At 70.1% G+C, this 26,965-nt stretch carries 23 protein-coding genes and 1 pseudogene; 12 read left to right on the top strand and 12 right to left on the bottom strand.

The window, feature by feature from the left end; all coding sequences use genetic code 11:
- The first annotated feature begins 163 nt into the window (after positions 1-163).
- Positions 164-949, top strand: coding sequence for a helix-turn-helix domain-containing protein (locus QF027_RS27435; RefSeq protein WP_306978185.1), 786 nt, complete (start codon positions 164-166; stop codon positions 947-949).
- A gap of 301 nt (positions 950-1,250) precedes the next feature.
- Here QF027_RS27435 and QF027_RS27430 read toward each other — a convergent pair whose 3' ends face one another.
- Both QF027_RS27430 and QF027_RS27425 read right to left on the bottom strand, forming a co-directional pair.
- A complete protein-coding gene (locus QF027_RS27430; protein ID WP_307077727.1) occupies positions 1,251-2,519 on the bottom strand; it encodes an MFS transporter in 1,269 nt (422 codons plus the stop codon).
- Positions 2,520-2,634: 115 nt separating this feature from the next.
- Positions 2,635-3,579, bottom strand: coding sequence for a LysR family transcriptional regulator (locus tag QF027_RS27425; protein ID WP_307077726.1), 945 nt, complete (start codon positions 3,577-3,579; stop codon positions 2,635-2,637).
- A gap of 128 nt (positions 3,580-3,707) precedes the next feature.
- Between QF027_RS27425 and QF027_RS27420 the strand changes: the two genes are divergently transcribed.
- The 10 genes and pseudogenes from QF027_RS27420 to QF027_RS27375 all read left to right on the top strand — a co-directional run bounded on the left by QF027_RS27420 (position 3,708) and on the right by QF027_RS27375 (position 14,582).
- Positions 3,708-4,712 carry a fumarylacetoacetate hydrolase family protein gene (locus QF027_RS27420; protein ID WP_307082508.1) on the top strand — a complete coding sequence of 335 codons (1,005 nt, stop codon included), beginning with the start codon at positions 3,708-3,710 and terminating at the stop codon, positions 4,710-4,712.
- Positions 4,709-5,686: a cyclase family protein gene (locus QF027_RS27415; protein WP_307077724.1), complete on the top strand. Its 978-nt coding sequence runs from the start codon at positions 4,709-4,711 to the stop codon at positions 5,684-5,686. Before QF027_RS27420 ends, QF027_RS27415 begins: the two co-directional genes overlap by 4 nt.
- A gap of 105 nt (positions 5,687-5,791) precedes the next feature.
- Positions 5,792-6,964, top strand: coding sequence for an FAD-dependent oxidoreductase (locus tag QF027_RS27410; protein ID WP_307077722.1), 1,173 nt, complete (start codon positions 5,792-5,794; stop codon positions 6,962-6,964).
- Complete coding sequence (locus QF027_RS27405; RefSeq protein ID WP_307077720.1) at positions 6,961-7,995, top strand: amidohydrolase family protein; 1,035 nt, start codon at positions 6,961-6,963, stop codon at positions 7,993-7,995. The genes QF027_RS27410 and QF027_RS27405 overlap by 4 nt, the downstream gene beginning before the upstream one ends.
- Before the next feature lie 11 nt (positions 7,996-8,006).
- Complete coding sequence (locus QF027_RS27400; protein WP_307077718.1) at positions 8,007-8,957, top strand: VOC family protein; 951 nt, start codon at positions 8,007-8,009, stop codon at positions 8,955-8,957.
- Positions 8,958-9,046: 89 nt separating this feature from the next.
- Entirely contained in the window at positions 9,047-10,012 is a 966-nt protein-coding gene (locus tag QF027_RS27395) for a fumarylacetoacetate hydrolase family protein (RefSeq protein ID WP_307077716.1), read from the top strand.
- A complete protein-coding gene (locus tag QF027_RS27390) occupies positions 10,009-10,761 on the top strand; it encodes an SDR family NAD(P)-dependent oxidoreductase (RefSeq protein WP_307077714.1) in 753 nt (250 codons plus the stop codon). The genes QF027_RS27395 and QF027_RS27390 overlap by 4 nt, the downstream gene beginning before the upstream one ends.
- Before the next feature lie 45 nt (positions 10,762-10,806).
- A pseudogene (locus QF027_RS27385) lies at positions 10,807-11,115 on the top strand (CoA-transferase); the annotation flags it as partial.
- A gap of 493 nt (positions 11,116-11,608) precedes the next feature.
- Positions 11,609-13,363 carry a M48 family metallopeptidase gene (locus QF027_RS27380; RefSeq protein ID WP_307077713.1) on the top strand — a complete coding sequence of 585 codons (1,755 nt, stop codon included), beginning with the start codon at positions 11,609-11,611 and terminating at the stop codon, positions 13,361-13,363.
- Positions 13,364-13,466: 103 nt separating this feature from the next.
- Entirely contained in the window at positions 13,467-14,582 is a 1,116-nt protein-coding gene (locus tag QF027_RS27375) for a hypothetical protein (protein WP_307077711.1), read from the top strand.
- 846 nt (positions 14,583-15,428) lie between these two features.
- Here QF027_RS27375 and QF027_RS27370 read toward each other — a convergent pair.
- Both QF027_RS27370 and QF027_RS27365 read right to left on the bottom strand, forming a co-directional pair.
- A complete protein-coding gene (locus QF027_RS27370) occupies positions 15,429-16,232 on the bottom strand; it encodes an RHS repeat domain-containing protein (RefSeq protein WP_307077709.1) in 804 nt (267 codons plus the stop codon).
- 155 nt (positions 16,233-16,387) lie between these two features.
- Positions 16,388-16,597, bottom strand: a complete 210-nt coding sequence (locus QF027_RS27365) for a hypothetical protein (protein WP_307077707.1) — start codon at positions 16,595-16,597, stop codon at positions 16,388-16,390.
- A 209-nt stretch (positions 16,598-16,806) separates the two neighbouring features.
- Here QF027_RS27365 and QF027_RS27360 point away from each other — a divergent pair, with 209 nt between their 5' ends.
- Positions 16,807-19,719, top strand: coding sequence for a SpoIIE family protein phosphatase (locus QF027_RS27360; RefSeq protein ID WP_307077705.1), 2,913 nt, complete (start codon positions 16,807-16,809; stop codon positions 19,717-19,719).
- 27 nt (positions 19,720-19,746) lie between these two features.
- Here QF027_RS27360 and QF027_RS27355 read toward each other — a convergent pair whose 3' ends face one another.
- The 8 genes from QF027_RS27355 to QF027_RS27320 all read right to left on the bottom strand — a co-directional run bounded on the left by QF027_RS27355 (position 19,747) and on the right by QF027_RS27320 (position 26,953).
- Positions 19,747-22,203 carry a xanthine dehydrogenase family protein molybdopterin-binding subunit gene (locus QF027_RS27355; protein WP_307077703.1) on the bottom strand — a complete coding sequence of 819 codons (2,457 nt, stop codon included), beginning with the start codon at positions 22,201-22,203 and terminating at the stop codon, positions 19,747-19,749.
- A complete protein-coding gene (locus tag QF027_RS27350; protein WP_307077701.1) occupies positions 22,203-22,745 on the bottom strand; it encodes a (2Fe-2S)-binding protein in 543 nt (180 codons plus the stop codon). Before QF027_RS27350 ends, QF027_RS27355 begins: the two co-directional genes overlap by 1 nt.
- A complete protein-coding gene (locus tag QF027_RS27345) occupies positions 22,742-23,626 on the bottom strand; it encodes an FAD binding domain-containing protein (RefSeq protein ID WP_306978223.1) in 885 nt (294 codons plus the stop codon). The genes QF027_RS27350 and QF027_RS27345 overlap by 4 nt, the downstream gene beginning before the upstream one ends.
- A 1,183-nt stretch (positions 23,627-24,809) precedes the next feature.
- A complete protein-coding gene (locus QF027_RS27340; RefSeq protein ID WP_307077699.1) occupies positions 24,810-25,439 on the bottom strand; it encodes a hypothetical protein in 630 nt (209 codons plus the stop codon).
- A 60-nt stretch (positions 25,440-25,499) separates the two neighbouring features.
- The gene (locus QF027_RS27335; RefSeq protein WP_307077697.1) at positions 25,500-25,811 is read right to left on the bottom strand and encodes a hypothetical protein; all 312 of its coding nucleotides are present in this window, start codon (positions 25,809-25,811) and stop codon (positions 25,500-25,502) included.
- A 181-nt stretch (positions 25,812-25,992) separates the two neighbouring features.
- Entirely contained in the window at positions 25,993-26,343 is a 351-nt protein-coding gene (locus QF027_RS27330) for a hypothetical protein (protein ID WP_307077695.1), read from the bottom strand.
- Positions 26,344-26,426: 83 nt separating this feature from the next.
- Positions 26,427-26,723: a S1 RNA-binding domain-containing protein gene (locus tag QF027_RS27325; RefSeq protein ID WP_306978227.1), complete on the bottom strand. Its 297-nt coding sequence runs from the start codon at positions 26,721-26,723 to the stop codon at positions 26,427-26,429.
- A gap of 77 nt (positions 26,724-26,800) precedes the next feature.
- Positions 26,801-26,953, bottom strand: a complete 153-nt coding sequence (locus tag QF027_RS27320; protein WP_306978229.1) for a hypothetical protein — start codon at positions 26,951-26,953, stop codon at positions 26,801-26,803.
- Positions 26,954-26,965 lie beyond the last annotated feature (12 nt).

Here is a 26,965-nt window from a genome sequence, read left to right as displayed (position 1 = left end):
AAGCTATCGCGTCCTTGCGGAGACGGATGGGCCTACGCCGCTGGAGGAGGCCGACGTTCACCTGGGGTCAGGCAGGAGTGCTGCACCTCTTCTGGCCCTGGGCCTCGCCCACGTGTTGCCCCACGATCCACCGATTCTGAAGGCCGCAGCGCCGGTCCCGGCCGTGGAAGCCGCTCTGGTCCACAAACAGCACGAGCTCGACGCCCAGTACGACATCATCGCCCGCGCCCAGCGGGAGGTGCTGCGGATCCGCCGGCTGGCCGACCGGCAGGCGCAGGACGCCTCCTCGCACAGGCTCGCGCACGTGCTCACCGACTCCGACGACATCGCCGCGTTGTCCAACACCATTGGTACGGCGGCCGTCCGCGAGCATCTGACGCTGGAGACCTTCCAGTACGACCTTCCCCTGAAGGCGAGTTCGGCGCAGCCTCCCACGCTCGCGTCGATCGCACGGGGCGTACGGCACCGGAGCATCTACGAGACGTCCTTTCTGAGCGATCCCGTGGGCGCCGAGATCGTCGAACGCTGTGCCGCTGCGGGCGAGGTGATACGACTCCTGCCGCAGCTGTCGATGAAGTTGAAGATCACGGACGGCTCGCAGGCGCTGTTGGCTCTCACGCCGACCGGTTCCAGCGTGGCGCTCCATCTCACATCGCCGGTCGCCGTAAAGGCGTTGCGCCACTATTTCGAACTCCTGTGGCGCGAGGCGCGTCCCCTGACCGGCACTCCGCCGCCCAGCGACAATGCCCGTGAGAGGCAGCGCCGCGAGATCGTCGCGCTGATGCAACAGGGGTTCAAGGACGAAGCCATCGCCCGGAGGTTGGGGCTGACGCCGCGCACCGTGCGCCGACGCATCAGCGAGTTCATGGACGAGCTCTGCGCCGAGACCCGTTTCGCCGCCGGCGCGGAGGCGCAGCGCCGTGGCTGGTTCGACGGCGCGGCCGAGTAGGACAGCCCTTGCTGTCGGCAGCCGACGAGAATCTAGCCTGATGAGACCACCTGTGCCGGGTTGAGCGCCGGTCCTCGTACTGCACCGTCCAAAGGCGTCCGGCCACCCGTTGGCAGAACCGGCCCCGCGGCTTCTGACGCCGAGGTGCGAGCTCAACCAGGACCCGAGCGCGACCGCGCCGTGGCCACCTCGCAGTCGCGCCGGCGTGCCCGCACCGGTCCCCTGGCTGGACAGCGCCGCCCTCGACTCACCCGCCGCGGGCGGCTTCCTGCTACTGGGGCAGCGGTGCGGCTTCCTACTACTAGGGCAGCGGTGCGACGGCCGCGGCCCCGCGCCGGGCGGTCAGGAAGAGGCCTGCCGCAACGACGGCCGAGGCCAGGCCGAGCAGGCCGACGGCGGCGGCCAGGGTGCCGAGGGCGGACTTCGCCGCGATCAGCACCAGGGGGCAGATGAACTGGCCGATGAAGAAGGACGCGGTCCACAGGCCGGTTCCCCTGCCGCGGTCGGCGAAGTCCAGTTTGGACATGGCGAGGGTGAGCAGGGAGGGCAGCAGGACACCGGTGCCGAGGCAGTTGAGTACGGCACCGACGATCAGCAGCGGCGTGCTGTCCGCGAGCCACATCACCGCGAACCCGGCCGCGCACAGGGCGAAGACGAGTGGCAGCCGGGGCCCCGGGGCCCCGCGCAGTTTGGCGAAGGTGATCGCGCCGGCCATGGTGGCGGCGCTGGCGATGGCTGTGGCCGGCCCGATCACGCTGGTCGCCGTCACGCCGAGGTCGTCCAGCAGGTAGGACATCTCCACCGGGACGGTGTAGAAGACGAGGGCCCCGAACACGGTGAGTCCGCAGATCCCGGCCAGTTGCCGGAAGGGGAAGGAGCGCTTCGGGGCGACCGTGGTGTCCGTGCTCTCCCCGTCCTCGGCGGCGGCACCGGTGGCCGCGGTCGGCTTCGGCAGTCCGATGGCCATGAGCGGGGCGATGAGCAGGCTGACGGCGTAGATCCAGAACGGGGTCCGCCAGCCGGCCGAGCCCGCGGCACCGCCGATGACGAAGAAGGCGGTCGCGGAGGCGGAGGCGCACATGGTCTGGAGGGCGAGGTAGCGGTCCCGTACCCGACCGCTGTAGTAGTCGCCGATCAGCGTGGTGCAGCAGGTCATGATGGCGGCCTCGGCGATACCGACCAGGGCGCGGCTGGCCACGATGGCGCCCAGCGACTCCAGCCACAGCGGGGCGGTGCCGAAGACCGCGTACAGCACGGTCGCGACGATCAGCAGCCGCTTGCGGCCGAGCCGGTCGACGATGACGCCCGCGAAGGGGGCCAGCAGGCCCAGCGCCAGGGCCGGGACGGTGAGGGCCATCGGGACCAGGGCGCCCGCTCCGGGCACGTCGGCGAAGTGGTCCTGCATCTTGGGCAGCACGGGGGCGATCAGGACGGCCCCGAGGATCGGCAGACAGCTGCCGGCCATGAGGAGAGCGACGCGCAGCCGGTGCGCGGCACCGGACGTCGGAAGGGTCGCACCGGGCGGCGGCACTGGTTCGGCGTAAGCGGGCAGAGGCACGGAAGCGGGCATGCGGGAACTCCACGTGGCGAGGTGAGGGACGGCACGCCATCGGGACACGGAGACACCGAGGAGAGGAGCGTGCGGAGGATCTGGGGTCGACTATGGGTGAGCGGCCCAGCCCTGCCTAGCCTCTGTCCGATCGATCTCCCGGATCGGGATCATCCTTGCCGTGGATGGTCTCGGCGACCCGGACAGCTGTCTCCCGCAGCCAGAGGTGCGCCGCGTCGTGCGTGTGCACCGGATGCCACCACAGGGCTTCCCGGAGCGGCACGGCGTCGTAGGGCGGTTCCACGACCCGTACGGGGACGAGTCCGTCGAGCCGGTCCGCGAGATGCCCCTGGATGAGGGCCACCCGGCTGGTGCCTGCGACCAGGAGGGGCATCAGCTGGAAGCTGTCGACGGAGACTTCGACGCGCGGCTCGATGCCGAGCATGCCGATCTGGCGGGCGGCGGGTGCGTCGTACGTGCGCTGATACGTCACCCATGGCAGCCGGGCCAGGTCGTCGAGGGTGAGCTGTTCGCCGACCTCGGGGTTGTCGTCGGCGACGAGGTAGACCCAGCGGTCCCGGTAGAGCTCGACCGTGGGGTAGCCGCGAATGATGCCGTGCGGCAGCAGCAGCCCGTCGGCGGTGCTCAGCAGCACCCCGGTGTTCTCGGTGATGTCCGTCGGGGGCCGCTTGAAGCGCAGCCGGATCCCCGGCGCCTCGGTGTGGACGATGCGGGCGAGTTCGGCGCCGAAGACGGCCACCGCGTAGTCGGAGGCGAGCAGGGTGAACTCGTGCTCCTCATGGGCGGGGTCGAACACTGCCTGGCTGGTGAAGACGCGTTCGAGCAGGTCGCAGGCGGTGGCGGCGCGGTCGAGGAGGGCCAGGCCGAGGGCGGTCAGTTCGTAGCCTCCGCCGACCCTGGAGAGCAGGTCGTCGTCGAAGTGGCGGCGCAGCCGGGCCAGGGCGGCGCTCATGGCGGGCTGGCTGAGCCCGACGCGCCGGCCCGCCTTGGTGACGTTGCGCTCCTCCAGGAGGGCACGCAGGGCGACGACGAGGTTGAGGTCCAGGCTGGCCAGGTTCACGCGAAATCCCTGTACGGAGTAGGAGACAGGGGCCTCGGTATTTCCTTCCTGGATACCGGGCATCCAGAGAATCGATTTCCCTGATCGCAATGTACGGGCCAGATTGGTGGCACCGCAATCAGGAGGACATCTCCGTGAAATCCGCAGCCACGCCGGCGCCCCTCTTCACCGGCCCGTTCGCCATCGGCACTCTCTCCGCTCCGGGCGGCGCCGCGTTCCCCGGCCTTGTGGTGCCGGACGGCCGCGTGCTCGACCTGCGTACGGCACTGGACGAACCCGCGCTGACCGCCCTCGCTCTCCTGGAACGCTGGGACGAGGAACTGCCTCGCCTGCGCGGCCTCGCGGACGAGCCGGACGGTGACTGGCTGCCGCTGGACGACCTGTCCGTGCACGCGCCCGTCCAGCCCCGGCAGATCTTCCAGTCCGGCGCCAACTACCGGCAGCACGTGATCGACCTGGAGGTCGCGCACCGCGCCCCCGACGACCCGCGCACCGTCGAGGAGGCCCGCGCGGAGATCGCGGCGATCATGGACCAACGGGCCGCCGAGGACCTCCCGTACGTCTTCATCGGCCTGCCGACCACGATCGCGGGCCCCTACGACGACGTAGTACTGCCCTCCTGGGCCAGGAAGCCCGACTGGGAGCTGGAGCTGGCCGCGGTGATCTCCCGCCCCGCCCACCGGGTCACGGTGGAAGAGGCCCTCGAACACGTCGCGGGCTACACCATCGCCAACGACCTCACCGACCGGGCCACCGTCTTCCGCCGGGACATGCCCGCCATCGGCACCGACTGGCTGCGCTGCAAGAACGCGCCCGGCTTCACCCCGCTCGGCCCCTGGATCGTCCCGGCCGGGTCCATCGCCGACCCGTCCGACCTGCGGGTCACCCTGAAGCTCAACGGCGAGACCATGCAGGACGAGTCCACCAAGGACATGATCTTCGGCGTGGCGCGGCTGGTCTCGTACATTTCCCAGACCGCCCGACTCCTGCCCGGAGACCTGGTGTTGACCGGCAGCCCGGCCGGGAACGGCATGCACTGGGGTCGGCTGCTGCGCGACGGCGACGTGATGGACGGCTCCGTCACGGGGCTCGGTGCCCAGCGCACCCACTGCGTCGCGGAGGAGGCTCCGTGATCGACCGCACCACTGTGCCTGACGCGAAAGACGCCGAGGGCGCGATCGCCGAGGCCGCCAAGGCGTACTCCAACTGGGGCCGTTGGGGCGAGGACGACGTCCTCGGCACGCTCAACTTCCTGGACGCCGAAAAGCGCCGCGAGGGCGCGGCCCTCGTCCGCGACGGCGTCAGCTTCTCGCTCTCCCAGCGCTTCGACATGAACGGCCCGCAGAAGGGCTGGCGGCGGCGTACGAATCCGGTGCACACCATGCTCGACACCGGCACCGACGCCGCCCTGGGCAACCAGGGCTTCCCGCACGGCATCGGCGGTGCCGACGACGTGATCGCGATGCCGCTGCAGTGCTCCACCCAGTGGGACGGCCTCGGCCACATCTTCGACCACGGCAAGGCATGGAACGGGCGGGCCGCCGAGAAGGTCGTCACCTCCGACGGCGACCTCGTCACCGGCATCGAGCACATGGCGCCGTACGTGGCCGGGCGGGGCGTCCTCCTCGATGTGGGCCTGGTCGTCGGCCGGAACGGCGAACTGCCCGACGGCTTCGCCATCACCGAGGAGCACCTGACCGCCAGCGCCGAGGCGCACGGCGTCACCGTCGGCCGCGGCGACCTCGTCCTCGTCCGCACCGGACGGCTGGCCCGCGCCAAGCGAGAGGGCTGGGGCGAGTACGCGGGCGGTCCCTCACCCGGGCTGAGCTTCACCACCGCGGGCTGGCTGCACCGCAGCGAGATCGCCGGGATCGCCACCGACACCTGGGGTTTCGAGGTCCGGCCCAACGAGTTCGACCACGCCTTCCAGCCGCTGCACCAGGTCGCCATCCCCAACATGGGCCTGCTCATCGGCGAGATGTGGGACCTCGACACCCTGGCCGAGCACTGCGCGGCCGACGGGCGGTACGAGTTCTGGCTCACCGCCGCTCCGCTGCCCATCACCGGAGCCGTCGGCTCCCCCGTGAACCCGATCGCCGTCAAGTAACGCTCCGTACCGGCGGGGTGGGCCGCGCCCGGGCAGCCCAGCCCGTCCGTCCCGCACCACCACCCTGCCGCTCGAAGTCGCGCGGCCCCACCGCAGGGAGACCCCATGACCGACCCCCGCACCCGCCCCCGCACCGTCCTCGTCATCGGCGGCGGCGCCTCCGGCAACGCCGTGACCGTGCTGTTGCGGCGAGCGGGCATCACCGTGGACCTGATCGAGGCCAAGCCCGACTGGAACGTCCTCGGCTCCGGCATCACCCTCCAGGGCAACGCGCTGCGCGTGCTGCGCGAGCTGGGCGTGTGGGACAAGGTCCAGGAGAGCGGCTACGCCTTCGACTCCGTGGGCCTGGCCACGCCCGACGGCCACGTGTTCCACGTCCAGCAGGACATCCGTACCGGCGGCGAGGACCTGCCCGCGACCATCGGCATGCAGCGGCCCCGGCTCCAGGAGATCCTGTGCGAGGCGGTCCGAACGAGCGGTGCGACGGTCCGCCTCGGCACCACCGCCGACGAGCTGGTCCAGGACGGGGCCGGCGTCACCGCCCGCTTCAGCGACGGCACCGAGGGCCGCTACGACCTCGTCGTCGCGGCCGACGGTCTCAACTCACTGACCCGCGCGATGATCGGCGTCAGTGAGAAGCCCGAGCCGACCGGCATGGCCATCTGGCGCGTCGCCGCACCCCGCCCGGCAGGCCTGGAGCGCACGGACCTGACCTTCGGCGGGCCCTGCTACATCGCCGGCTACTGCCCCACCAGCGAGAACACCATCTACGCCTATCTCGTCGAGGCCAACCGCGACCGCGCCTCCATCGACCCGGCCTCGTACGCGGACGAGATGCGGCGCCTGGCAGCCCCGTACGGCGGCGCCTGGCCCGAGATCGCCGCGAGTATCACCGACCCGGCCAAGGTCAACTACACCTGGTTCGACCGGCTGCTCGTCGAGGGTTCCTGGCACCGCGGCCGGGTCGTGCTGGTCGGCGACGCCGCCCACGCCTGCCCGCCCACCCTCGCGCAGGGCGCGGCCATGTCGCTGGAGGACGCCTCCGTACTGGCCGAGCTGCTGAGCGCGCAGGAGTCGTGGGATTCCTCCGGCTCCCTCGACTCCCGCGACTCCCTCGACGACCTGCTGACCCGCTACCACGAGCGCCGCATCGACCGTGTCCGCATGGTCGTCGAGGCCTCGGTGCAGCTCGGCCAGTGGCAGCTGGACGGCGTCCGTGACGCCGACGTGCCCGGTCTGATCGGCCGCACGATGTCCGCCCTGAAGGAGACCCCGTGACGACCCCGGACACCCTTGACGCCCTGGCCACCCCGGCAACCCCCACCATCGACGTCCACGCGCACGTCCTGCTGCCGCAGGTCGAGGAGGCCGTCGCCGGACACCCCGGGCTGGCCGCCGCCCGCGGTCTCGACGCCCGCCGCAACGGTCCCGAGGCACTCGCCGTCAGCGGCCCGATGGTCCGCGACCGCATCCCTCGGCTGACGGACGTCAAGGCCCGGCTCACCGCGATGGACGCCTCCGGCGTCGACGTCCAACTGGTCTCGCCGTCCCCGTCGCACTACCACTACTGGGCCGACGAGGACCTCGCCCGCACGGTGTGGGAGCTGGCCAACGCCGGCACCGCCGCCCACGTGGCCCAGGCCCCCGACCGGCTTCACGGACTGGGCCTCGTCCCGCTCCAGCACCCGGACCTCGCCGTCGAGGCCCTCGACCACGCCCTCGGCCTGGGCCTGCGCGGAGTGGAGATCTCCAGCCACGCGCCCGGGCGCGAGCTTTCGGATCCGGCGTACGACACGTTCTGGGCGCTCGCCGAGACGACCGGGGCGGTGCTCTTCCTGCACCCCTTCGGCTGCACGCTCGACGAGCGCCTGGACCGCTGGTACCTGTCCAACACGGTCGGCCAGCCCACGGAGAACGCCGTCGCGCTCTCCCACCTCATCTTCTCCGGGGTGCTGGACCGCCACCCCGGCCTGAAGGTGATCGCCGCGCACGGCGGCGGCTACCTGCCCACCCACATCGGCCGCTCCGACCACGCCTGGCGGGCCAGACCGGACACGCGGGGCTGCGCGTCCGAGCCGAGCAGCTACCTCAAGCGGCTGTACTTCGACTCGCTCGTCCACGACCCGCACGTCCTGCGCGAACTGATCCGGGTGGCCGGCCCCGACCGGGTCCTGCTCGGCTCGGACTTCCCCTTCGACATGGGCACCGAGGACCCGGTCGGCGCGCTGCGCGCCGCCACGGACCTGCCCGACCCCCACTTCCACGCCGTACGCGGCGGCAACGCGGCAGCGCTGCTGCGCCTCTCCTGAGGAGCCCCGACATGACCGACGACCTGCCCCACCGCCTGCTCACCCACCTGCGGCACGTCGACCTCGCCGTGCCCGACTACGACAAGCAGCTCGACTTCTACGCCGGAGTCTGGGGCCTGACCAAGGTCGCCGAGGACTCGGGCATCTCCTTCCTGGCCGCAGAGGGCAGCCCCGAGCAGTACGTCGTACGGCTGCGCAAGGCAGACGAGAAGCGGCTCGACCTCGTGTCCTACGGCGCCGCGTCGGCCGCCGACGTGGACACGCTCGCCGAGCAACTCCTCGCGGCCGGCGTACGGTTGATCTCGCAGCCGGGCAAGGTCGACACCCCCGGCGGGGGCTACGGCTTCCGCTTCTTCGACGGCGACGGCCGCACCATCGAGGTCTCGGCGGAAGTCGAGGCCCGGCGGCACCGGCGTATCGAGGAGAAGGAGGCCATCCCGGTCCGCCTCTCGCACGTCGTCCTCAACTCCCCCGACCTGGACGCCACCCGCGCCTGGTACGAGCGCCACCTCGGCTTCCGGCTGTCCGACACGCTCAGCTCCCCGCACATGGGCGACGTCATGCACTTCATGCGGATCAGCAACCAGCACCACTCGATGGCCCTCGCCAAAGGCCCGCACACCTCCCTGCACCACGTCTCGTTCGAGATGCGCGGCCTGGACGAGTACATGCGCGGCTCGGGGCGCGTGATGCGCTCCGGCGCCCGCAAGGTCTGGGGGCCGGGCCGGCACATGGCGGGCGACAACACCTTCACGTACTTCCTCGACCCGCACGGCAACACGGTCGAGTACACGACGGAGTTGGAGGAGCTCGACGAGGACACCTGGCATCCGCACGTCTACGACTTCTCCCGGCCCGAGGTCACCGACCAGTGGGGCACGGCGAACCCGATGAACGAGCTGGTCGCCAAGGAGTCCTTCAACGACGTCGACCCCGGCGTCTTCGTCGCCCCGCCGGTCTGATCCCCCTCGGCTCCGGGGGCGCGGAACGGTCCATGCCCTGGCTCCCCCCCTGTCCCTGGTCCACTCCTACGCCACACCCCAGGATTGCCATGCGCTTCGCCACGTACGAACACCACGGCCGCCGCAGCGTCGCCACCGTGGATGACGACGGCACCCTTCACCCCTTTCCCGGCCGTGCCTCGCTGCTCGACCTGTTCCGGGCGGGCCCCGCGGCCCTGCGTGAGGCGGGCAACGCCACGCCGGCCGTGCCGGGCGGCCCGCATGTCTCGCAGGTGCGGCTGCTGCCGCCTCTCCAGCCGCCGTCCGTACGGGACTTCGTCACCTTCGAGGAGCACGTCGAGGGCGTACGGCGCAGCATCGACAACGCGGCCGGGGTCCCGGACGCCTGGTACGACGCGCCGACCTTCTACTTCACCAATCCGTACGCCGTCATCGGCGCGCACGACGACATTCCCGTGCCACCCGGCTCCTCGGTCCTGGACTTCGAACTCGAAATCGCCGCCGTCATCGGCCGCGAGGGCCGCGACCTCACACCCGAGCAGGCCCGCGACCACATCATCGGCTACACGATCTTCAACGACTGGTCCGCCCGCGACCTCCAGTCCGCCGAGATGAAGGTGGGGTTGGGCCCCTGCAAGGGCAAGGACACCGCCGCCACCCTCGGCCCGTACCTGGTCACCGCCGACGAGCTGGAGCCGTACCGGGACGCTGACGGTTTCCTGCGCCTGGCACTGACGGCGGAGGTCAACGGCGAGGTCGTGGGCAGGGACCTGCTGTCCAACATGAGCTGGACCTTCGAGGAGATGGTCGCCTACGCCTCGCGCGGCACATACGTCCGTCCCGGCGATGTGCTCGGCTCCGGCACCTGTGGCAACGGCGGCTGCCTGGCCGAGCTGTGGGGCGTACGCGGCCGCCAGGACCCGCCACCGCTGAAGCCCGGCGACACCGTCACCCTCACCGTCGAGGGCATCGGCACCGTCTCCAACACCGTCGTGCCCGGCGCCGGACCGGTACCGATCCCCCGGGCCCGCAAGCGCCTGCGGCTGCGCCCGTGAACCGCGGGGCCGCGAACAGGCTGGACGGCAAGGTCGTCGTCGTCACCGGAGCCGCGCGCGGGCAGGGCGCGGCCGAGGCCGAGGCGCTGACCCGGGCGGGGGCGGTGGTCGTCGCCACCGATGTGACTCCGGCTCCGGGTTGTCTGCGCCTGGACGTCACCGAGCCGAAGGAATGGGCGACGCTCGCCGAAGGGCTGCGTCGCCAGTACGGAGAGGTCCACGGCCTGGTCAACAACGCCGGCATCACCTGGCGCGCGCGGTTGCACGAGGTCACGCCCGAGGACTTCGCCCGCGTCCAGGCGGTCAACGTCACCGGCCCGCTCCTCGCCATCCAGCACCTGGCTCCGCTGATGCCGCCGGGCTCGTCGATCGTCAACGTCGGCTCCTCCGCCGGGCTCACCGGGCACTACCCGGTCGCGTACACGGCCAGCAAGTGGGCGCTGCGCGGCCTGTCGAAGGCGGCCTGTGTCGAGCTGGGCCCGCGGGGCATCCGCGTGAACACCGTTCATCCCGGCTTCATCGAGACCGAGATGACCGCCTCCGCCGCGCCCGCCTTCCGCGAGGCGAACATCCGCGAGACGCCGCTGGCCCGCACCGGCACCGTCGACGAGATCACCCCGCTGGTGGTCTTCCTCCTCTCCGACGACGCCTCCTTCATCACCGGCGCCGAGATCCCCGTCGACGGCGGCTTCACCGCACACGGCGGCGCCAAGTCCCTCTCCGACGCCCTGCGGCCGGCCTCCGACTGAACCTCAGACTGGCTTCCGACCGGCTTCCGACTGATAGACGCATACGTGAACAAGGTCAGCGCGAGCGCCGCCGCGGCGGTCGCCGACATCCCCGACGGAGCCTCGCCGGCAGTCGGCGGCTTCGGCCTGCCCGGCATACCGGCCACCCTCATCGGCGCCCTGCACGCCCAGGGCGCCACCGGCCTGAAGGTCGTCTCCAACAACTGCGGCGTCGACGGCCAAGGGCTCGGCGTTCTCCTCGCCGAGGGCCGCATCAGCCGCGTGACGGGCAGCTACGTCGGGGAGAACGGACCTCGCACGCAACAGCGGCGGCATCCGGCCGCGCCCCAGGGACCGGTGGCACACCGGGTTCGTCGATGTCCTGGGCGTCGGAACTGGCGCGGGACATCCGAACAGCCCTGTCGGGTTCAACCCGGTTGAGCGGGCGTCCCTGTCCTCCCCGCTGCGTTGGACCACTGCCAGGGTACTGACCGCAGCGGGCCATCCGGTCAGCGCCCCGGTTGGGGGCAAACTGCTGACTCGATGGGCTTCAGCCTTCAAGACATGACGCGGAGCTACCCGGCGTGCAAGTGCCCGGTGCGGTGCGAACTGACCGCGGGTACGCGCTGTACATCGAGCCCCATGTGCGCATGCGGCACGCCCAGGCCGCATCCGCTGTGTTACGCGGGCGTCGGCGCGTGTCGTGTGGTGCGGGCCTGGCGGCGCGGCTTATGCCCAAAAGGCGGTCAAGTTCCGTCCATGATTGCTCTCCTGGCCTGTTCATAGTTTGTCCACAACAGCCAAAATCTGTGCGTTTCTGTTTCTTCTCTGTCGGTCTTCTCCGGCAGCGCGCAACGTGAGGCGAGTCATGACCAGACGGGGCCGAGGCGTACCCCCGGTTCCGGTTCGAGCCGTACTCGCGGTCGGTGTGGTCGCCGGGCACCATCTGCTGGCGCTCGCGATCCTGGCCGCCGTGGCGGGCGCCGACGTGTTCCTCCTCAGAAGCGGGCACGTCACGCCCGGCACCCTGGAGGGACTGGTCGGTTCCGTCGCCATCGCCTGGGCGGTCGTACGGATTCTGCTGCTCACCCGCCGCAGTGCGCGCGAGGAGCCGCCGCACGGACTCGTCCTGACGCCGGACGCACAGCCCCGTCTGTGGCAGCGGGTGCGGGAGGTCGCCGCGCAGGTCGGCACTCCGGCGCCGATGGAGCTGCTCCTGGTGCCGGAGGTCACAGCGTTCGTGCGGCAGAGCGGCGGGCCGCCGCGCTTGTACATCGGCGCCCCGCTGCTGCTCGGACTGGCCGAGGGCGAGCTGGACGCCGTACTCGCCCACGAGATGGGGCACTACGCGGGCGGTGACGTACGGCTGGCGGCCCTGGTGTGGGCGGCGCGTGAGCGGTTGCAGCGGACCCTCATCGCTCTGCGGGAACGCGACGCGCGGCAGCAGCAGCGCGACGCGGGCAAGTCGCCCGGTCCCGACCACTACCTCGCCAAGGTCTTCACCACCTACGCCCACCTCTGCCTGCGTGCCACCCAGTCCGTGAGCCGCCGCCAGGAACTCGCCGCCGACCGGGTCGCCGCCCGCATCGCCGGGCGCGGCCACATGACCGCCGCGCTCCGGCGCCTCCCGGCCCTGGAGGCCGCGCACGACGTCTACCTGACGCACTACGCCCTGATGGGGCACGCGGAGGGCTTCGCGCCCCCCGCGGGCGAGGTGCACGCCGGGTTCTCCCGCTTCCTCGCGGACGACGCGCGCCGGCATCAACTCGCCGAGGTGGAGCGCGATCCGTCACCGGAGCCGACCTCGCCGTACGACTCCCATCCGCCGATCGTCGAGCGGATCGCGGTGCTGGAGGCGCTCGGCGGTGCGGTGGGGCACGGGGATATGGTGCGCCGCCCGGCGGCGGTGGCGCTGTTGTGTGAACCGGCACGCGTCTTCGCGGAGTTGGAAGAGGCTGTACCGCTCGTGCCGGCGCACTCTGGGACACTCCGGCGCGTGGCCTGGCACGAGCTGCCCCTGTATGTCCGGCACGCTGCGCACGGGCGCGCCGCACAGCCTCTGCGCGAGGCTGTGCGCAGGGTCGCCGACCCGCACGGCCGCCCCGAGTGGCAGCTGCTCCTGGATCTCCTCGACCTCCGGCGGTGGTACGACGTCGCCGCGCTGCTTCCGAAGTCCGAGGCGGCGACGCACAGCAGTGGGCGCGCGAGCCGCGAGTTCGCGCGCACGGCCCTCCGCTCCGCCCTGCATCACCTGTCCGTGCTCGCTCTGGTGGAGGCCGGACACGTCAGTTGGGAACTGTCCTGGGCCGGCCCTCCGATGCGCAAGGTGGCGCCGGCATCGATCGACGAGGCGCTGGAGACAGCACTCGAGCGGGCGATGGGGGAACCGTCCGACACGGGGGCGCTGCGGGCGCTGCTGAGCGGGTGCGCCCTGCCCGACGGGATCGATCAGCCCCACGAGAACGCCCGACCACCGCACCACGGCTTAACCGTGCTCTCGTCCGACGGCATTGCCGGACTGCCGCCCGACATACCTGCCGCGCATCCGCCGTACGGCTCCGCCGCGCGCTCGCCCGACGGGAGTCCGGCTCCCCAGCCGCCCGCGCCCGCCCGACCTGAGTGACCGGACCCAGCTCCCTCCCGGACACCCACACCCCGCGCTCCCCTCCCACCCCTCGCACGGCCTCCTCCCCCACAGGCCCTGCCCACCCATCCTGGAAGACCTTGTGAACCCCCTTGTCGCCGTCGCCGGCACCGGCATCCTCGGTTACTCGCTCATCGCTCTACCCCGCAACATCCGCAAGGGACGCCGTCTGAAGGCCGAGGCCAAGGCCAAGCGGCCGATCGTGATCGACGCGGCCGCGTACGGGCTCGTGCCCGGAGATCGGCTCGACGTCCGCCACGCGGGACCGGACCCGGAGGCCGACGCCGTCGCGGCGGCCGCTCTCGCCGGGGACTGGCGGCGGGCGGCCGCGTACCTCGCGGGGGCGGGGCGCGACTGGGATCTGCGGTGGTACCGGCTCGGCATCGTCTCCGATGCGGCCGCGGAGGACGACACCTGGCTGAAGGCGTGGCGCGCGGAGTACCCGCAGGACCCGTCCGCCGCCCTGGTGCACGCCGACGCGCTCGTCACGCTCGCGGGCAGGGTCCGCGGCGCGAAGGGGGCCAAGCACACCACCGCCGAGCAGTTCGAGGGCTTCCACCGGCTGCTCGCCGAGGCGCTGCCCACCTGCCACGAGGCCGCACGGATGGCACCCGAGGACCCGAGTCCCTGGGTGGCCCAGATCACCATCGCCCTCGGCCTCGGCTGGTCGCACGACGACTTCCGTGCGCTGTGGGCAGAGATCACCGCACGGGACCCGCACCACTACGGGGCCCACCAGAGGTCCCTGCAGTACTGGTGCGCCAAATGGCGCGGCTCGCACGAGCTCATGTTCGCCTTCGCCGAGCAGGCCGCGGCCTCGGCCCCGCCGGGAAGCCTGCTGCCCGCGCTGCGTCTGCACGCGATCTTCGAGCAGGAGAACCGGGAGGGCAGCAAGGCGATCTACGAGCAACCGTTCGTGACGGCCGCCGTGGACGCCACCCTGGACGCGATCACCCGGGTTCCGCCGACGCACCACCGCCTGCCCACCATCCGCCACCTACTGGCCAACACCCTGTTCCGGACTCACCGGTACGCGGAGGCGGTGGAGCACTTCCACGCCGTCGGCGGGTACATCGGCAGCGTGCCCTGGAACTACTTCGGAGATCCGGCCAAGGCGTTCGTCCACGCCCGTACGAACACGTTCGCGGAATGGGAGAAGGCAGGCCGTCCGGCACCGCCGCCACGGGCCGGACGGTGAAGCACCTGCGGCCGAGGCGACGTCACCGCAGGTAGGGGTCCCGGCGCGGGCGGCGGCAGGTGCATCGCGCCGGACGCCGCCTGCGGCTGCTGCCTGGGACGTGCGAGTGTCGATGGATGGCCGACGCCCCGCCGCGGGTGGCTGGAGTCCGGTGTGCGTCCCGATCCACTCTTCCCGACCGCGCGCATGTCCGGCACCTGTCCCACTCCGGTCCACCTCCGCTCGCGCGGAGAGTACGAACGGGGCCGCGAGCACATCCGCGACACCCGGCGCTTCACCTCCGCTGACTGTCCCCTCGCCCCTTACGGTGCTGCAAAAGCCAACAATTCAGCCCGCACCCATGTCTACGTCTGTCGCAAGGCCACAACCAGGACGACTCCCGTCCTCCTCCCCCGGCCGCTGAAGCTCCCGGCGTAGTCCGGGAGCCAGTGGTGACTCCTGACGGAGCATCAAGCACGCCCGTCCACCGGCTGTCCACCGGAGCCACTGCCAACAAGACCATCCCGAGGATGCTCAGAGCCGCCTTCGGGATTCGAACCCGAGACCTACGCATTACGAGACCGTGAGCGTTCGTGCCGCGTGGTGCCTCTTCGTGCCGTCCAGTGACGTTTTTCCTGATCAGAGCATATGCGGCAGGTTGACCCGTGCCACCCTGTGATGCGCTGTCCAAAGGCGTCCGTCCACCGCCTGTCCACCGGCGGAATTGCTGCAGAGCCGCCGGAAAGCACGCCCCAAGCACGCAAACCTAGCTGCCCAGAGGGCTAGCGGGACAACGTGCCATCCGACGTGCGGGTGTAGACCCGGCTGGTCATCGCTCCCGTGGTGTCGGCGGTCTGGGCCATGCTGTTAACCGCCGGGCAGGGTCTGGCTGGTGACCGCGCCGTCGGCGTCGTAGCGGGCCGTGAACGTCCCGGCCACGGAGTCGGTGACCGACGTGGCCAGACCGCGCGGGTCGATCGTGGTGTCGTAGGTGTAGGAGGTCGTGGACGGCACGCTGTCGGTCACCGTGAGCGGCCGGTCCGATGCGTCGTACGACGTGGTGGCGGTGCCGCCGTCGGCGTCGGTGTAGGAGATTTCCCGGCCGAGGGCGTCGTAGGCCTGGGTGATGGTGCCGCCAGCGGATGAGGTCACCGTGAGCGGCAGGCCGCTCGCAGGGTCGAACGTCGTCGTGCCTGCCGGCACCGCGGCGCCGAGCCCTCCGGTGGTGGTGAAAGTGGTCGCCCGGCCCGCGGCGTCGAAGCCCGAGCTGATGGTGCGGGTGACCCCGTTGGCTGTCTCGGTCACCTTCGTGGGCTGGCCGTACAGGCCGTACTCGAAGGTCTTCGTAGGCAGGCCGGTCGGGTTGCTGCCGCCACCGCTGATCGCGGCCGCGGGCGCGGTCTGGCAGACCAGGTCGGCCCATTCGGGCCGGTTGCCGCAGGTTCCCGTGCCGTCGGCGGCGTAGTACGTGGTCTTGGTGCCGGCGTCGCTCCCGCCGGAGGCGGGCTGGGACGTGGTCGCGACCCGGCTCTGGCTGTCGTACGAGGTCGCGGAGGTGAGGCCCAGGCCGCCCGGATCCTGGGTGGTACCGGTGGGCTGGCCCTTGGTCCAGTCGATGGTGTGGGTGGTGACGCGGGGGTCGGCCAGCAGGGTGGGCCAAGAGCGCAGCAATGCGAGCGCATGGGCAGCCCCTTGCCGACACCATGCCGTCACAGGTTGTCGAGACCGCACAGGCGAGGCGGCGCTCAGGACTCGCGAGCTCCTCACCTCCTCGCCTCGGCGAGCGCAGCGGCAAACGGTCGACGGCTTCGTGGGACCGGAGGTCCTCAGGCATCACATCTGGCGGCGCCGACGGTGTGCAGGATGCTGTGGCGGTCGAGGGCCTCGCGTACTCGCGGCCAGTAGTCGGCCGGAAGCGCGAGCATGCCGATGAGGAAGTCGGTCGAGTCCCGGCCGTCGTTGCAGCTCGGCGCGGTACTGCCACGGCGGCATCGGGGACGCGCCACCACCCGGACCAGATCACCCTTGTCCGCCACACCCGATTGACCTCGAGCATCCCTCGGCCCGGCCCGAGGTGATGTACAGCTTCCACCGATTACGGGACAGAGCCAGCGATACAGTGTATGTAGGTCAATTGGGAGAATCTCCAATCTACGGCAGCAGTGCCCGATGGTGGGGCATTCCACGGCGGGGCTTCACACGCGACCTTTCAGGAGATGCGGTGACGGCTGGGAACGCGAGGCCCATGAGCCGCATCGAGCAGCCGGAGGCGATGCGGCTACGGTTGCTGGCGGCCAGCGACCACGATCTGTCGATGGCCGAGGCACTGAACGTGGCCCTTCAGCAGGTGACCGCCGGCCTGGGTGGCCTCGGCGGCTTGGTGCACTGGCGCGACCCCGGTTCTGATCGGTTGCGCTTGGTGGCGGCCAGCGGACTTGCGCCGGAACTTGCCGGGGCATGGGCGGATCTCCGCGCGGACGAGGACGTGCCCCCCGCACGCGCCTTGCGCAGCGGCGCATTCGTCTGGGTGGCCGAGGACAGCCTGGGGATCGGGGCCTCCGGCACTGCGGCAGCGCCTCTGCTCGGTACCAGCGGGCGAGTCGGTGCGCTTTCCGTGCTCATGGCAGGGCCCGACGAGCCGGATCCCGCGCAGCGCTCCTTTCTCGGCTCCGTGGCGGTGTGGGCGGCCGGACGCCTGGAAAAAGGTCACGCTACGCCGTCGCGTGTCGTCTCGGCGCCCGGGGAACCGTCGGCGATCGACTGGCCCGGTGGGGAGATGCCCCGCGCGGTTGCGATCAGGCATTGGGAGTACGACGCCGCGGCCGGTTCCGTAACGCTCACCCAGCCGGTCATCGACATGCCCGGCGAGTCGCTGCAAGCGTTCGACGAGAGCGCGGACATCTGCCGGCACCTTCCGGGCATCGAGGATCTGCCGACATTCACGGCCGACATCTGTGAGGCGTACGACAGCGGGACGGCGCACGACACCGAATACCGAGTGCACCACAGCGACGGCACATTCGGGTGGGTGCGAGCGCGCGGCCACATCGTGCCGGGTGAGGACGGCATCTCTGCCCGTATGGTCGGCACGCTGTGGGGCCCGGCTCACGCGCAAGCCGCGGGCGATCCGGTCGTCGCCGCCCTTCGTGACATGGACGAAGGATTCCTGGCGGTCGACGAGGACTGGCGGATCATCTGCGTCAACGAGGAGGCCGAGCGTCTCCTCGGCCCCGGCCGGACGCCGCTGGGCAGCGCTCTCTGGGATATTCCCGTAGGCCGCGCACCCGGTCTCGAAGCCCAGTGCCGACGGGCGTCCGCCGAGAGGAAGCCGATCGGTTTCGATCTCCACGGGCCGACCGATCAGCGCGTCCGCCGTGTCCGGCTGGTCCCCTTGCAGGGCGGCGGGCTGACGATCTACTTCGCCGGTGTCACCGACGAGCGGCCAGAGGGAGCCGAGCGATCGGTCGGCGAGCGAAGCGAGACCGGGGTCCCCCCGGCCGGAGGCTGGGGGAGGGTCGCGGCTGGACGAACCGCCCGGATGAGTGAACTGACGGCGGCGCTGGCCGAAGCCGTCACATCCAGCGACGTGGTAAAGGCCGTCGCGGAGCGTGTCCTGCCGCCCTTCGGCGCCGACGGGCTGGTGGTCAACGCGCTTGAGGGTGGCCGGCTGCACGTGGTCGGATCCGTCGGATACACAGAGGAATTCCTGCGCCAGATCAGCGGGATCTCGCTCACGAGCCACATGGCGATCGCCGAAACGCTCCGCACCCGCACTCCCGGATTCGTCGAGTCGCCTGCCGAATATGTTCAGCTCTACCCCCAGTTCGAGGGCTTTGTGGACGCGTCGACCAAGAGCGCATGGGCGTTCCTGCCTCTTATCGCCTCCGGGCACGCGATCGGTTGCTGTGTTGTCTCCTTCTCTCGGCCGCGCTCCTTCAGCGAGGAGGAACGCACCCTGCTGATAGCCCTGAGCGGGCTGATCGCGCAGGCACTGGAACGGGCCCGGCTGTACGACGTGGAGCACACCCGCGCCCAGGAACTCCAGCGCGGTCTGCTCCCCAGGACACTGCCCTCCCTGCCGGCCGTCTGCGCCGCTGCTCGCTACATGCCCGCGGGCAAAGGCGAAGAGGTGGGCGGTGACTGGTACGACCTGATCCCGCTGTCCGGCGATCGGGTCGCCATCGTGATCGGCGACGTCATGGGGCACGGCCTCGCCGAAGCCGCCGTCATGGGGCAGCTGCGCACGGCGGTCCGCGCCCTTGCCGACCTCGAACTGGATCCGAACGAGCTGCTCAGCCACCTCAACGAACTCGTCTCCGACCTCGGCGACGACAAGTACGCCACCTGCTCCTACGCCGTGTTCGACCCCGTCACCCGTATCTGCTCGCTCTCCTTGGCCGGTCATCTCCCGCCTGTCATCGTCCATCCCGATGGGACGGTCCACTGCCCGGAGCTGGCCAGCGACCCGCCGTTGGGCGCCGCCGAACCTCCCTTCGAGACGCACGAGCTGCACCTGCCGGACGAGAGCCTTCTCGTGTTCTGCACGGACGGCCTCGTCGAATCCGCCACCCGGGACATCGACCAGGGATTGGCTCAGCTCAGGCAGACGCTGGCGAGGGCCGTGGCCCAGCCCTCGTTCTTCCCGACCGGCACCCAGCACGGTGACACCAGGCGCCTCGACGACCTTTGCGACGTCATCGTCTCGGCTTTGCTGCCCGACCGTGAGCAGACCAACGACGACGCGGTCCTCCTCGTGGCCCACACCCGAGGCACACCTGTCGACAGCGTCGCCTCATGCAGTCTTCCGGAAGACCCGCGGGCAGCCGGCCAGGCCCGGGAATACGTCCGCAGCCAGCTGGCCGTCTGGGGTCTGGACGATCTCGCCATGACCACGGAGCTCCTGGTGAGCGAACTGGTCGGCAACGTGATCCGGCATGCCAGCGGCCCCATGCGCGTGCGCCTGCTGCGCAGCCGGTCGCTGATCTGTGAGGTCTATGACGGCAGCCTCACCAGCCCGCGCATCCGGCGCGCCGCATACACCGACGAAGGCGGCCGGGGCCTGCACCTGGTGGCCGCGATCTCTCAGCGGTGGGGCACTCGCCATCTCGACGAGGGCAAATGCATCTGGACCGAGCAGGACCTTCCGCTCGCCCGTTGATCTGGCGACCGGCGCCGGTGGCGGACCTCAGCCCGCCTCCGCCCGGACGGTCCCGGCCTGTACCGCTGCCACGATGTCCGAGGGCTTGACCGGTACCTGCCGAACCCGCATCCCGTACTCCCGCAAGGCGTCGTCGATGGCCGCCGAGACGGCCGCCGGGGCCACCATGCGGCCGCCCTCGCCGCCGCCCTTGACGCCGTACTCGGTGAACGGCGAAGGCGTCTCGACGTGCCCGATGCGGAACGGCGGGACCTCGCCCGCGGTGGGGATCAGGTAGTCCCTGAAGGTCCAGGACAAGAACTGCCCGTCCTCGTCGTAGGCCAGCTCCTCGTAGAGCGTGGTCCCGATGCCCTGCGTGGCGCCGCCGGTGACGTGGCCGCCCAGGCTCTTGGGGTTCACGATCGTCCCGGCGTCGTGCACGGCCACGTAGTCGAGGAAGGAGGGGATCCCGGTGTCGGGGTCGACTTCCAGGACCGCGATGTGGCAGGCATGGCCCATGATCGGGTAGAAGACGCCGAAGTCCGAGCCGTCCGGTGCCGGCAGCGTCGTGTACGGATGGTCGTAGGTGTAGGACTCCTCCAGTCCGCTTGTCATGCCCTCGGGCAGGCTGAGCGCGAAGAAGTAGGCGGTGCCGGCGAGCTCCGCGAGGGTCAGCCCGGTCTCCGGGGCGTCTTTGACCTGCACGCGCGCGTCGACGAGTTCGAGGTCCTCCGCGGCCACTTCGAGGGTGTGCGCGGCGATGTGGATGAGTTTCTTCCGCAGCTTGCGCGACGCGCCCCGGATCGCACCGGCCACCATGACGGTGTAGCGGCTGCCGCCCGGGCCCGTGCTGGGAAGCGCGTGGGCGGAGTCGGCATACCGGACGTTGACGCTCTCCGGCGGGATCCCGAACTCCTCGGCGAGGACGGTGGCGCCCACCGTCTCGGGGCTGTTGCCCCACATCGACTGGCAGTGCAGCATGAGCTGGAACTGCCCGGTGGGATCGATCGTCACCGTCGCGCTCTCGGGGCTGGAGGTGACGGGCAGGACGGGCTTTTCCACCAGGAACCAGAACTCGGTGGAGCTGAAGACGCTGCGCTCCTGGGTGGTGGCCAGGCCGATGCCGATGCAGCGGCCCTCCTGAGCCCACAGCCGCTTCTGTTCGGCCCGCCACCTGTCCAGGTCGATCATCGACAGTGCCTTGTCCAGTACGGCTGGGTAGTCACCGCTGTCGTAGACGTTGCCGCCGGGGATCGTGTACGGGAACTGGTCGGGCTGGATGAAGTTGCGGCGGCGGATCTCCTCCGGAGCGAGCCCGAGCCGGGCCGCCCCGGAGTCGACCAGCCGCTCCAGCACCCAGTTGTGCACCTCGGAGCCGAAGCCGCGGTAGGCGCCCTGCTGGCACTTGTCGGTGAGCACGGCCCGCAGGCGGTACCTCACGTCCCGGAACCGGTACGGGCCGACCACCTGGGAGAAGGCGTTGCCGTGGTGGCCGACGCCGAACTGCATGTAGGCGCCGTAGTCGTCGACGACGTCGATGTCGAGACCGACGATCGTGCCGTCGGCGCGAAAGCCCATGCGGGCTTCGTAGAAGCGGTCGCACCCGTGGTGGTCCGAGTTCACCAGGTGGTCGATCCGGTCCTCGACGTACGACACCGGGCGGCCCACCCGCAGGGCCAGGAAGCCGGCGAGGGTGGGCACCTTGTGCGCGGCGAGCTTGCTGCCGAAGCTGCCACCCGCCGGGACCGGCTTCATGGTCAGCTTGTTCGACGGAACCCTCAGCGCGCCCGCGATCAGGAAGGAGAAGTAGCTGAAGTTGAGCGAGTTGCAGTAGATCTCCAGTACGCCGTTGAAGCCGGGCTGGGCCACCGCGCCCGCGGTCTCCATCGGCATTCCGGCGGAGCGGCCCCAGTGCAGGGTGTCCTCGACGACGAGGTCGGCCCCGGCGAACGCGGCGTTCACATCGCCGAACTCGAAGGTCCGCTCGCAGCCGATGTTGCTGCCGTGCTCCTCGTGCAGCAGGGCGGACTCGGGCTCCATGGCCGCCCTGGGATCGGTGACCGGCGGGAGGTCCTCGTAGTCGACCTCCAGCAGGTCCACGCCGTCCTCGGCGAGGTACCTGCTCTCCGCGACGACGGCCGCCACGGCCTCGCCGACGTAGCGGACCTTGTCCACGGCCAGCGGATACTGCGCGACGGTGGCCGGGCCGAAGTTCATGCAGGGGTTCATCTTCGCCTTGCAGTCCTCGCCGGTGAGCACGGCGACGACTCCCGGCAGCTTCAGTGCCTCGGTGGCGTCAACGGACCTGATCCGCGCGTGCGGTACGGGGCTGCGCAGGATCGCGGCGTGCAGCATGCCCGGCAGTTTGAGGTCGGCGATGTACCCGCCGCGGCCGACCAGCAGCCGAGGGTCCTCGACCCGCTTGCGATCCTTGCCGATGTACTTGTAGCCGGACTTCTGGGCGGTGTCCGTGTGCTCGGTGGTGTCCGTGTGCTCGGTGGTCATCAGGAACGACCTCCCGCGGCGCCGTCGGCCGCCGCCTCGCCGCGGAGTTTGGCGCCGGCGGACTGGACCGCGTTGACGATGTTCTGGTAGCCGGTGCAGCGGCACAGGATCCCGGAGATCTCGTGACGCACCTCGGCATCGGTCATCTCATGACCGGTCTCGATGATCTCCTTGGTACGCAGCACCATCGCGGGCGTGCAGAAGCCGCACTGCAGCCCCTGCTCCTCGGCGAAGGACTCCTGGATGGGGTGCAGCTCCGTCGGGTCGACGGACAGGCTTTCGACGGTCTCGACCGCGTGCCCGTCCCCCTGGACGGCCAGCATCAGGCAGGAGCGCACGGAGTGGCCGTCGAAGAGGACGTTGCAGCATCCGCACTCGCCGTGCTCGCATCCGAGATGCACGCTGACCAGGTCGAGTTCGTCGCGCAGGAAGTCGGCGAGCGTGGTGCGCGTCGACACCTCGCGGGTCACGTCCCGCCCGTTGACGTGCATGGTCACGGTCCGGCGGGCAGTGCCGTACTTGGCGGCGGTCGAGGTCGTCACTTCCCGTTGCTCCTCTCGTGGGCGCGTGCCACGGCCGCGGTGATCGCGCGCGACACCACGACGGAGGCGAGGTGCCGGCGGTAGGCGCGCGTGGCATGCAGGTCGTCCCCCGAGGTCACCGAGGGAACGATCTCCTCGGCGACTCTGGCGATGTTCTCCTCGGTCGGAGCCTCACCGATCAGTGCGCTCTCCACCGCGGAGGCGCGGACTGTCGTGTCGGAAATACCCAGGACGCCGACGGAGACGGAGGTGAAGCGGCCGTCCTCGTCGAGGTTCACCACCGCGGCGGCGCCGGCGAGCGCAAGGTCGCCCACGCGCCGGGCCACCTCCACGAAGCCGTGGCCCGCGGTCCACGGCGTCACCGGGTAGCGGATGGCGACGAGGACCTCCTCGGGCTCCAGGGCCGTGGTCATCCAGCCCTGGAAGAAGTCCTGGGCCATGATGGTGCGGGTGCCCGACGGCCCTTGCACGACCACCGTCGCTTCGAGCGCCACTGCCGTGCACGGCAGTTCGGCAGCGGAGTCGGCGTGCGCCAGGCTGCCGCCGACCGTGCCGCGGTGGCGGTTCTCGATGTGGCCGATGTGGCCGGTGGCCTCCGGTAGCAGCGGGACCAGTTCGCCGACCAGCGGGTGGTCCTCCAGTTCGTACTGCCGAACCCCGGCGCCGACCTCCAGGATGTCGGCCCGGCGCTCGATCTTCTGCAGGTCACCGATCTTGTTGATATCGATCAGTGCCTCCGGCCTGGCAAGCCGCATGGTGAGCATGGGGAGAAGGCTCTGTCCTCCCGCGAGGACGAGGGAGTCGTTGCCGTACTCGCTCTTGAGCGCGACGGCCTCATCGACGGACTCGGGATCGCAGTACATGAATGGAGGCGGCTTCATCGCCTGTCCTTGGTTGCGGCTCCTGGGAAGGAGCAGGTGACCGGGTCCGGAGCCGAAGTCGGCTGCGGACGGTACCCCGAGATTGCGACGCGCGATTCGTCAGGTGATTGTGGGTGCTCCACAGGCTCCGAGGCGGTTCATACGCGGATGCCCATGGGCCCTCCGGCCCTGGGCGGGGTCCGAGCCAAGTGCGGGTGCGTAGGGGCAGTCATCGAGGTTCACGACGATGGCCTCCTGTGTGCTGTGTGCTGTGTACAACGCACATCCGCACCGGCCCGGTATCACTGCCGTTCTCCTTCTAGTGCACCACACCTGGCGCAACGACGACGAAATGTCCCGGAACGCTCGCGGGCCTGGTCCCAGCCGGTCGCCGACCCACCGACGGCCGACGCCGCCGAGCACGTACAGGGCCGTTTCGGGCTCGCCGTGATGGTCACACCTGTCTTCATACCCGCCGAGAGCCACGACGGACAGACCCTGGATCCCCGTCTTCTGCCTGCTCACAGCGCCAGAAGCCGAGTGTGGCCTTGGCGCGGGAACAGCGACGCGCGATGGCCCACGAGCTGACCAACCATCAGGAGCGCAGGGCAAAAGACCAGGCCAGAGGGCATCTGACCTGGTCTCAAGTGGAGCCGCCTTCGGGATTCGAACCCGAGACCTACGCATTACGAGACCGTGAGCGTTCGTGCCGCGTGGTGCCTCTTCGTGCCGTCCAGTGACGTTTTTCCTGATCAGAGCATATGCGGCAGGTTGACTCGTGCCACCCTGTGATGCGCTGTCCAAAGGCGTCTGTCCACCGCCTGTCCACCGGCGGAATTGCTGCAGAGCCGCCGGAAAGCACGCCCCAAGCACGCAAACCTAGCTGCCCAGAGGGCTAGCAGGACAACCAGGAGGATTATCGATCCCATACAAGTGCTTCTCCCGTCCTCAGCTCGTTCGTCCAGGAGCAGATCGACATCACGACGATCGCCGGAGAACTCGTCGCACGTACTCCCCGACGATCGCCATTGTCCGGAGGGTCAGGAGGACAGACCTCGCCGCTCCTGCCCCGGGGTCTCAGGTTGAACTCGTCCTTCATCTCATCGAAGGCGTCCAGGTCGCCCTTCCCGGTATAGCGACGTGGCTGCGGCTCCCCCGGGAAACACCTGGAAGAGCCGTGGCCGGAACCGTGGACTGCGGGACGTCAGACCACCGCCGCACGCGCGGGGTCGTACGGGTCCCAGTCCGAGTCGAACACCGCCCCGAGCCCCACGGCGTGGACGGCTTCACGTTCCGATGGATAGACCGGGTAGGCCGCCACGATCTGCACGAGATCGTCGGTGTCCGCGTCCGGAGGTGCCACATCGATCCCGTCGGCCAGGGCCGGCACGGGCAAGGTCGAGGCCAGGACCAGACTGCTCAGTCCGGACGGTGGCACATACGGCTCCTTGTAGCCGATCACCATCCCCGGATCGAACGGGCACATGCCCCGGAGAACGGCCACGGTGCGTGCGGGGACCTTCGGCCAGGCCAGATCAGTCGACCGCATGGTGGTGCAGAGCTCACGAACCGGCCGTGCGTTCAGTCGCTGCCACAGGGACAGACCATAGGTGACCCCGGTCACCAAGCCGGGCTCAGGAACATCGACGAAGACGAGGCTGAAGACCTCACTGTCACCGGGTTCGCGCGGCACCACCTCATGGATGTCCGGCTGCGCTCCCACGATCGAACTCGCGCGCTCTACGAAGCGGGCGAATCGGTCGGCGTCGCTGGGCCGAGCGGCTAGGTGGCCCACGAGACGCAGGTCGGCCTTGTTCACTTCGGCGTCGGTCATTCGCCCAGCATCCTCCCGCGTCTCGAACCGGAGGCCGACCGTTCCGGACTCCTCAGACTTTCAGCTCTCGTCGTCCTCCAGGTACCAACCGCGCTCGACCATGCGCCGGTTGAGTTGCTCCACCTGCTGAGCAGACGGATTCCGGATGGACAGGGCCGCTGCCGCCTGGTTGCGCACCACATGCCGGTCACGACCGAAAGCCGCCTCCACCACCATGCCGAGGTTCCGCTCGGAGAGGAGATCCGAGAGGATCACGAGCAGTGGACCGTACTCTGCGTCGTCCTCCCGGAGTCCGCCGGGGAACATCCGGCGGAGCAGATCGATGACATCGACGAGGTGACCTTCCGCGTTCACCGGTTGTCCCCCGGTCACCGGTCACCCCTCCCCTTGTCATTCCCTCCCCAGCGCAGGCGCTCGCCGATGCGGTAGGTGTCCTGGAACGTGTGCCCGAAGTGGAACTGCAGGGTCATTGCCCCCTCGTCGCCGCACCCCGGACACCCGTTCAGCCGCGGCACGACCGCCACGTTGAACGCCCCCTTCGCTTCCTCCGAAGTCACCGGGGAACGAGGCCCAGCCGAGCCGCGTCGTCGTACCTCTGGCACAGTTCCCCGACCCGGGCCTCGACGAAGGCCAGCGCCTCGTCGAGGTCCAGGCCTTCGGCGTGCCGCCGGTACGGGATGTGGACCCCGGCCGGCCACGCGCCCATGTCCCGCTCCAGGTCGAGCCGGACGAAAGCCTCCACCGTGATCCCCGCCTCGCTGAAGGCGAGGGTCACGGCAAGGCGGTCGTCCTCACGGTCGCCGCTGAAGTCGAACTCCAGATAGCGGCCGAGCATGAACTCGGCGAGCCGTTTCTGGAACCGGTCCAGCGACAGCAGGAACCACGCGAACTTCTTTTCATCCACTCGGAATCCAGCCCCCGTCGTCGTACGGCAATCGCCGGGAAGCTCGTCACAAGCGCTCCCCGGCGATCACCGCTGTCCGCAGGTCAGGAGGACAGATCTCGTCGCTCCTGGGCCCTGCGCAGGCGTTCCGCGAGGGGTACCTGCCCCGGCGGCCTCAGGATGAACTTGTTCTTCATCTCGTCGAAGCAGTCCAGGTAGCAGGACACGCGGTCGCCCACCTGGTAATTGTCGTCATCGTCGATGTAGAGGACATCGATGAGGCCGTCCCGTGACAGGCCCAGGTCCACGATGACCCCCCAGCGGAACACGGCCGTGGCCTCTCCCTCGACGATGCTCCCCACGAGGCGCATCTCGGCCGCGCTCACCTCAGTGTTGGTCATGGCTCCAGCACTCTGAGCGGGAACCTCGGACCGGGCATCAGGGCCGCCGCGCGAGGCCCAGCCAGGCCGCGTCGTGTTCACGACCGCCAGGCCCAGTCCGGTTCGGTTTCCATGCGGCGCACGAACTCGGAGAATTCGATGAGCTCCCCGAAGTTCGTGTCCACCCTCGTCCGGCCGCGGATGAGCCCGCCGAGGAGAGCCTTCGCCGGCTCGGCGTTCTCGTGCTCCACGAGGACCGCAAA

Origin of the sequence: Streptomyces canus, assembly GCF_030816965.1 — a bacterium.
Taxonomy (GTDB): Bacteria; Actinomycetota; Actinomycetes; order Streptomycetales; family Streptomycetaceae; genus Streptomyces; species Streptomyces canus_E.
This window is presented reverse-complemented; position numbering and strand designations above follow the sequence as displayed.

Bases quoted from the DNA above. Each gene is read 5' to 3' on its own strand.
- QF027_RS27430 (WP_307077727.1), bottom strand. From the start codon at position 2,519: ATGCCCGCTTCCGTGCCTCTGCCCGCTTACGCCGAACCAGTGCCGCCG.
- QF027_RS27410 (WP_307077722.1), top strand. From the start codon at position 5,792: ATGACCGACCCCCGCACCCGCCCCCGCACCGTCCTCGTCATCGGCGGC.
- QF027_RS27400 (WP_307077718.1), top strand. From the start codon at position 8,007: ATGACCGACGACCTGCCCCACCGCCTGCTCACCCACCTGCGGCACGTC.
- QF027_RS27395 (WP_307077716.1), top strand. From the start codon at position 9,047: ATGCGCTTCGCCACGTACGAACACCACGGCCGCCGCAGCGTCGCCACC.
- QF027_RS27380 (WP_307077713.1), top strand. From the start codon at position 11,609: ATGACCAGACGGGGCCGAGGCGTACCCCCGGTTCCGGTTCGAGCCGTA.
- QF027_RS27360 (WP_307077705.1), top strand. From the start codon at position 16,807: ATGAGCCGCATCGAGCAGCCGGAGGCGATGCGGCTACGGTTGCTGGCG.
- QF027_RS27355 (WP_307077703.1), bottom strand. From the start codon at position 22,203: ATGACCACCGAGCACACGGACACCACCGAGCACACGGACACCGCCCAG.
- QF027_RS27345 (WP_306978223.1), bottom strand. From the start codon at position 23,626: ATGAAGCCGCCTCCATTCATGTACTGCGATCCCGAGTCCGTCGATGAG.
- QF027_RS27340 (WP_307077699.1), bottom strand. From the start codon at position 25,439: ATGACCGACGCCGAAGTGAACAAGGCCGACCTGCGTCTCGTGGGCCAC.
- QF027_RS27325 (WP_306978227.1), bottom strand. From the start codon at position 26,723: ATGACCAACACTGAGGTGAGCGCGGCCGAGATGCGCCTCGTGGGGAGC.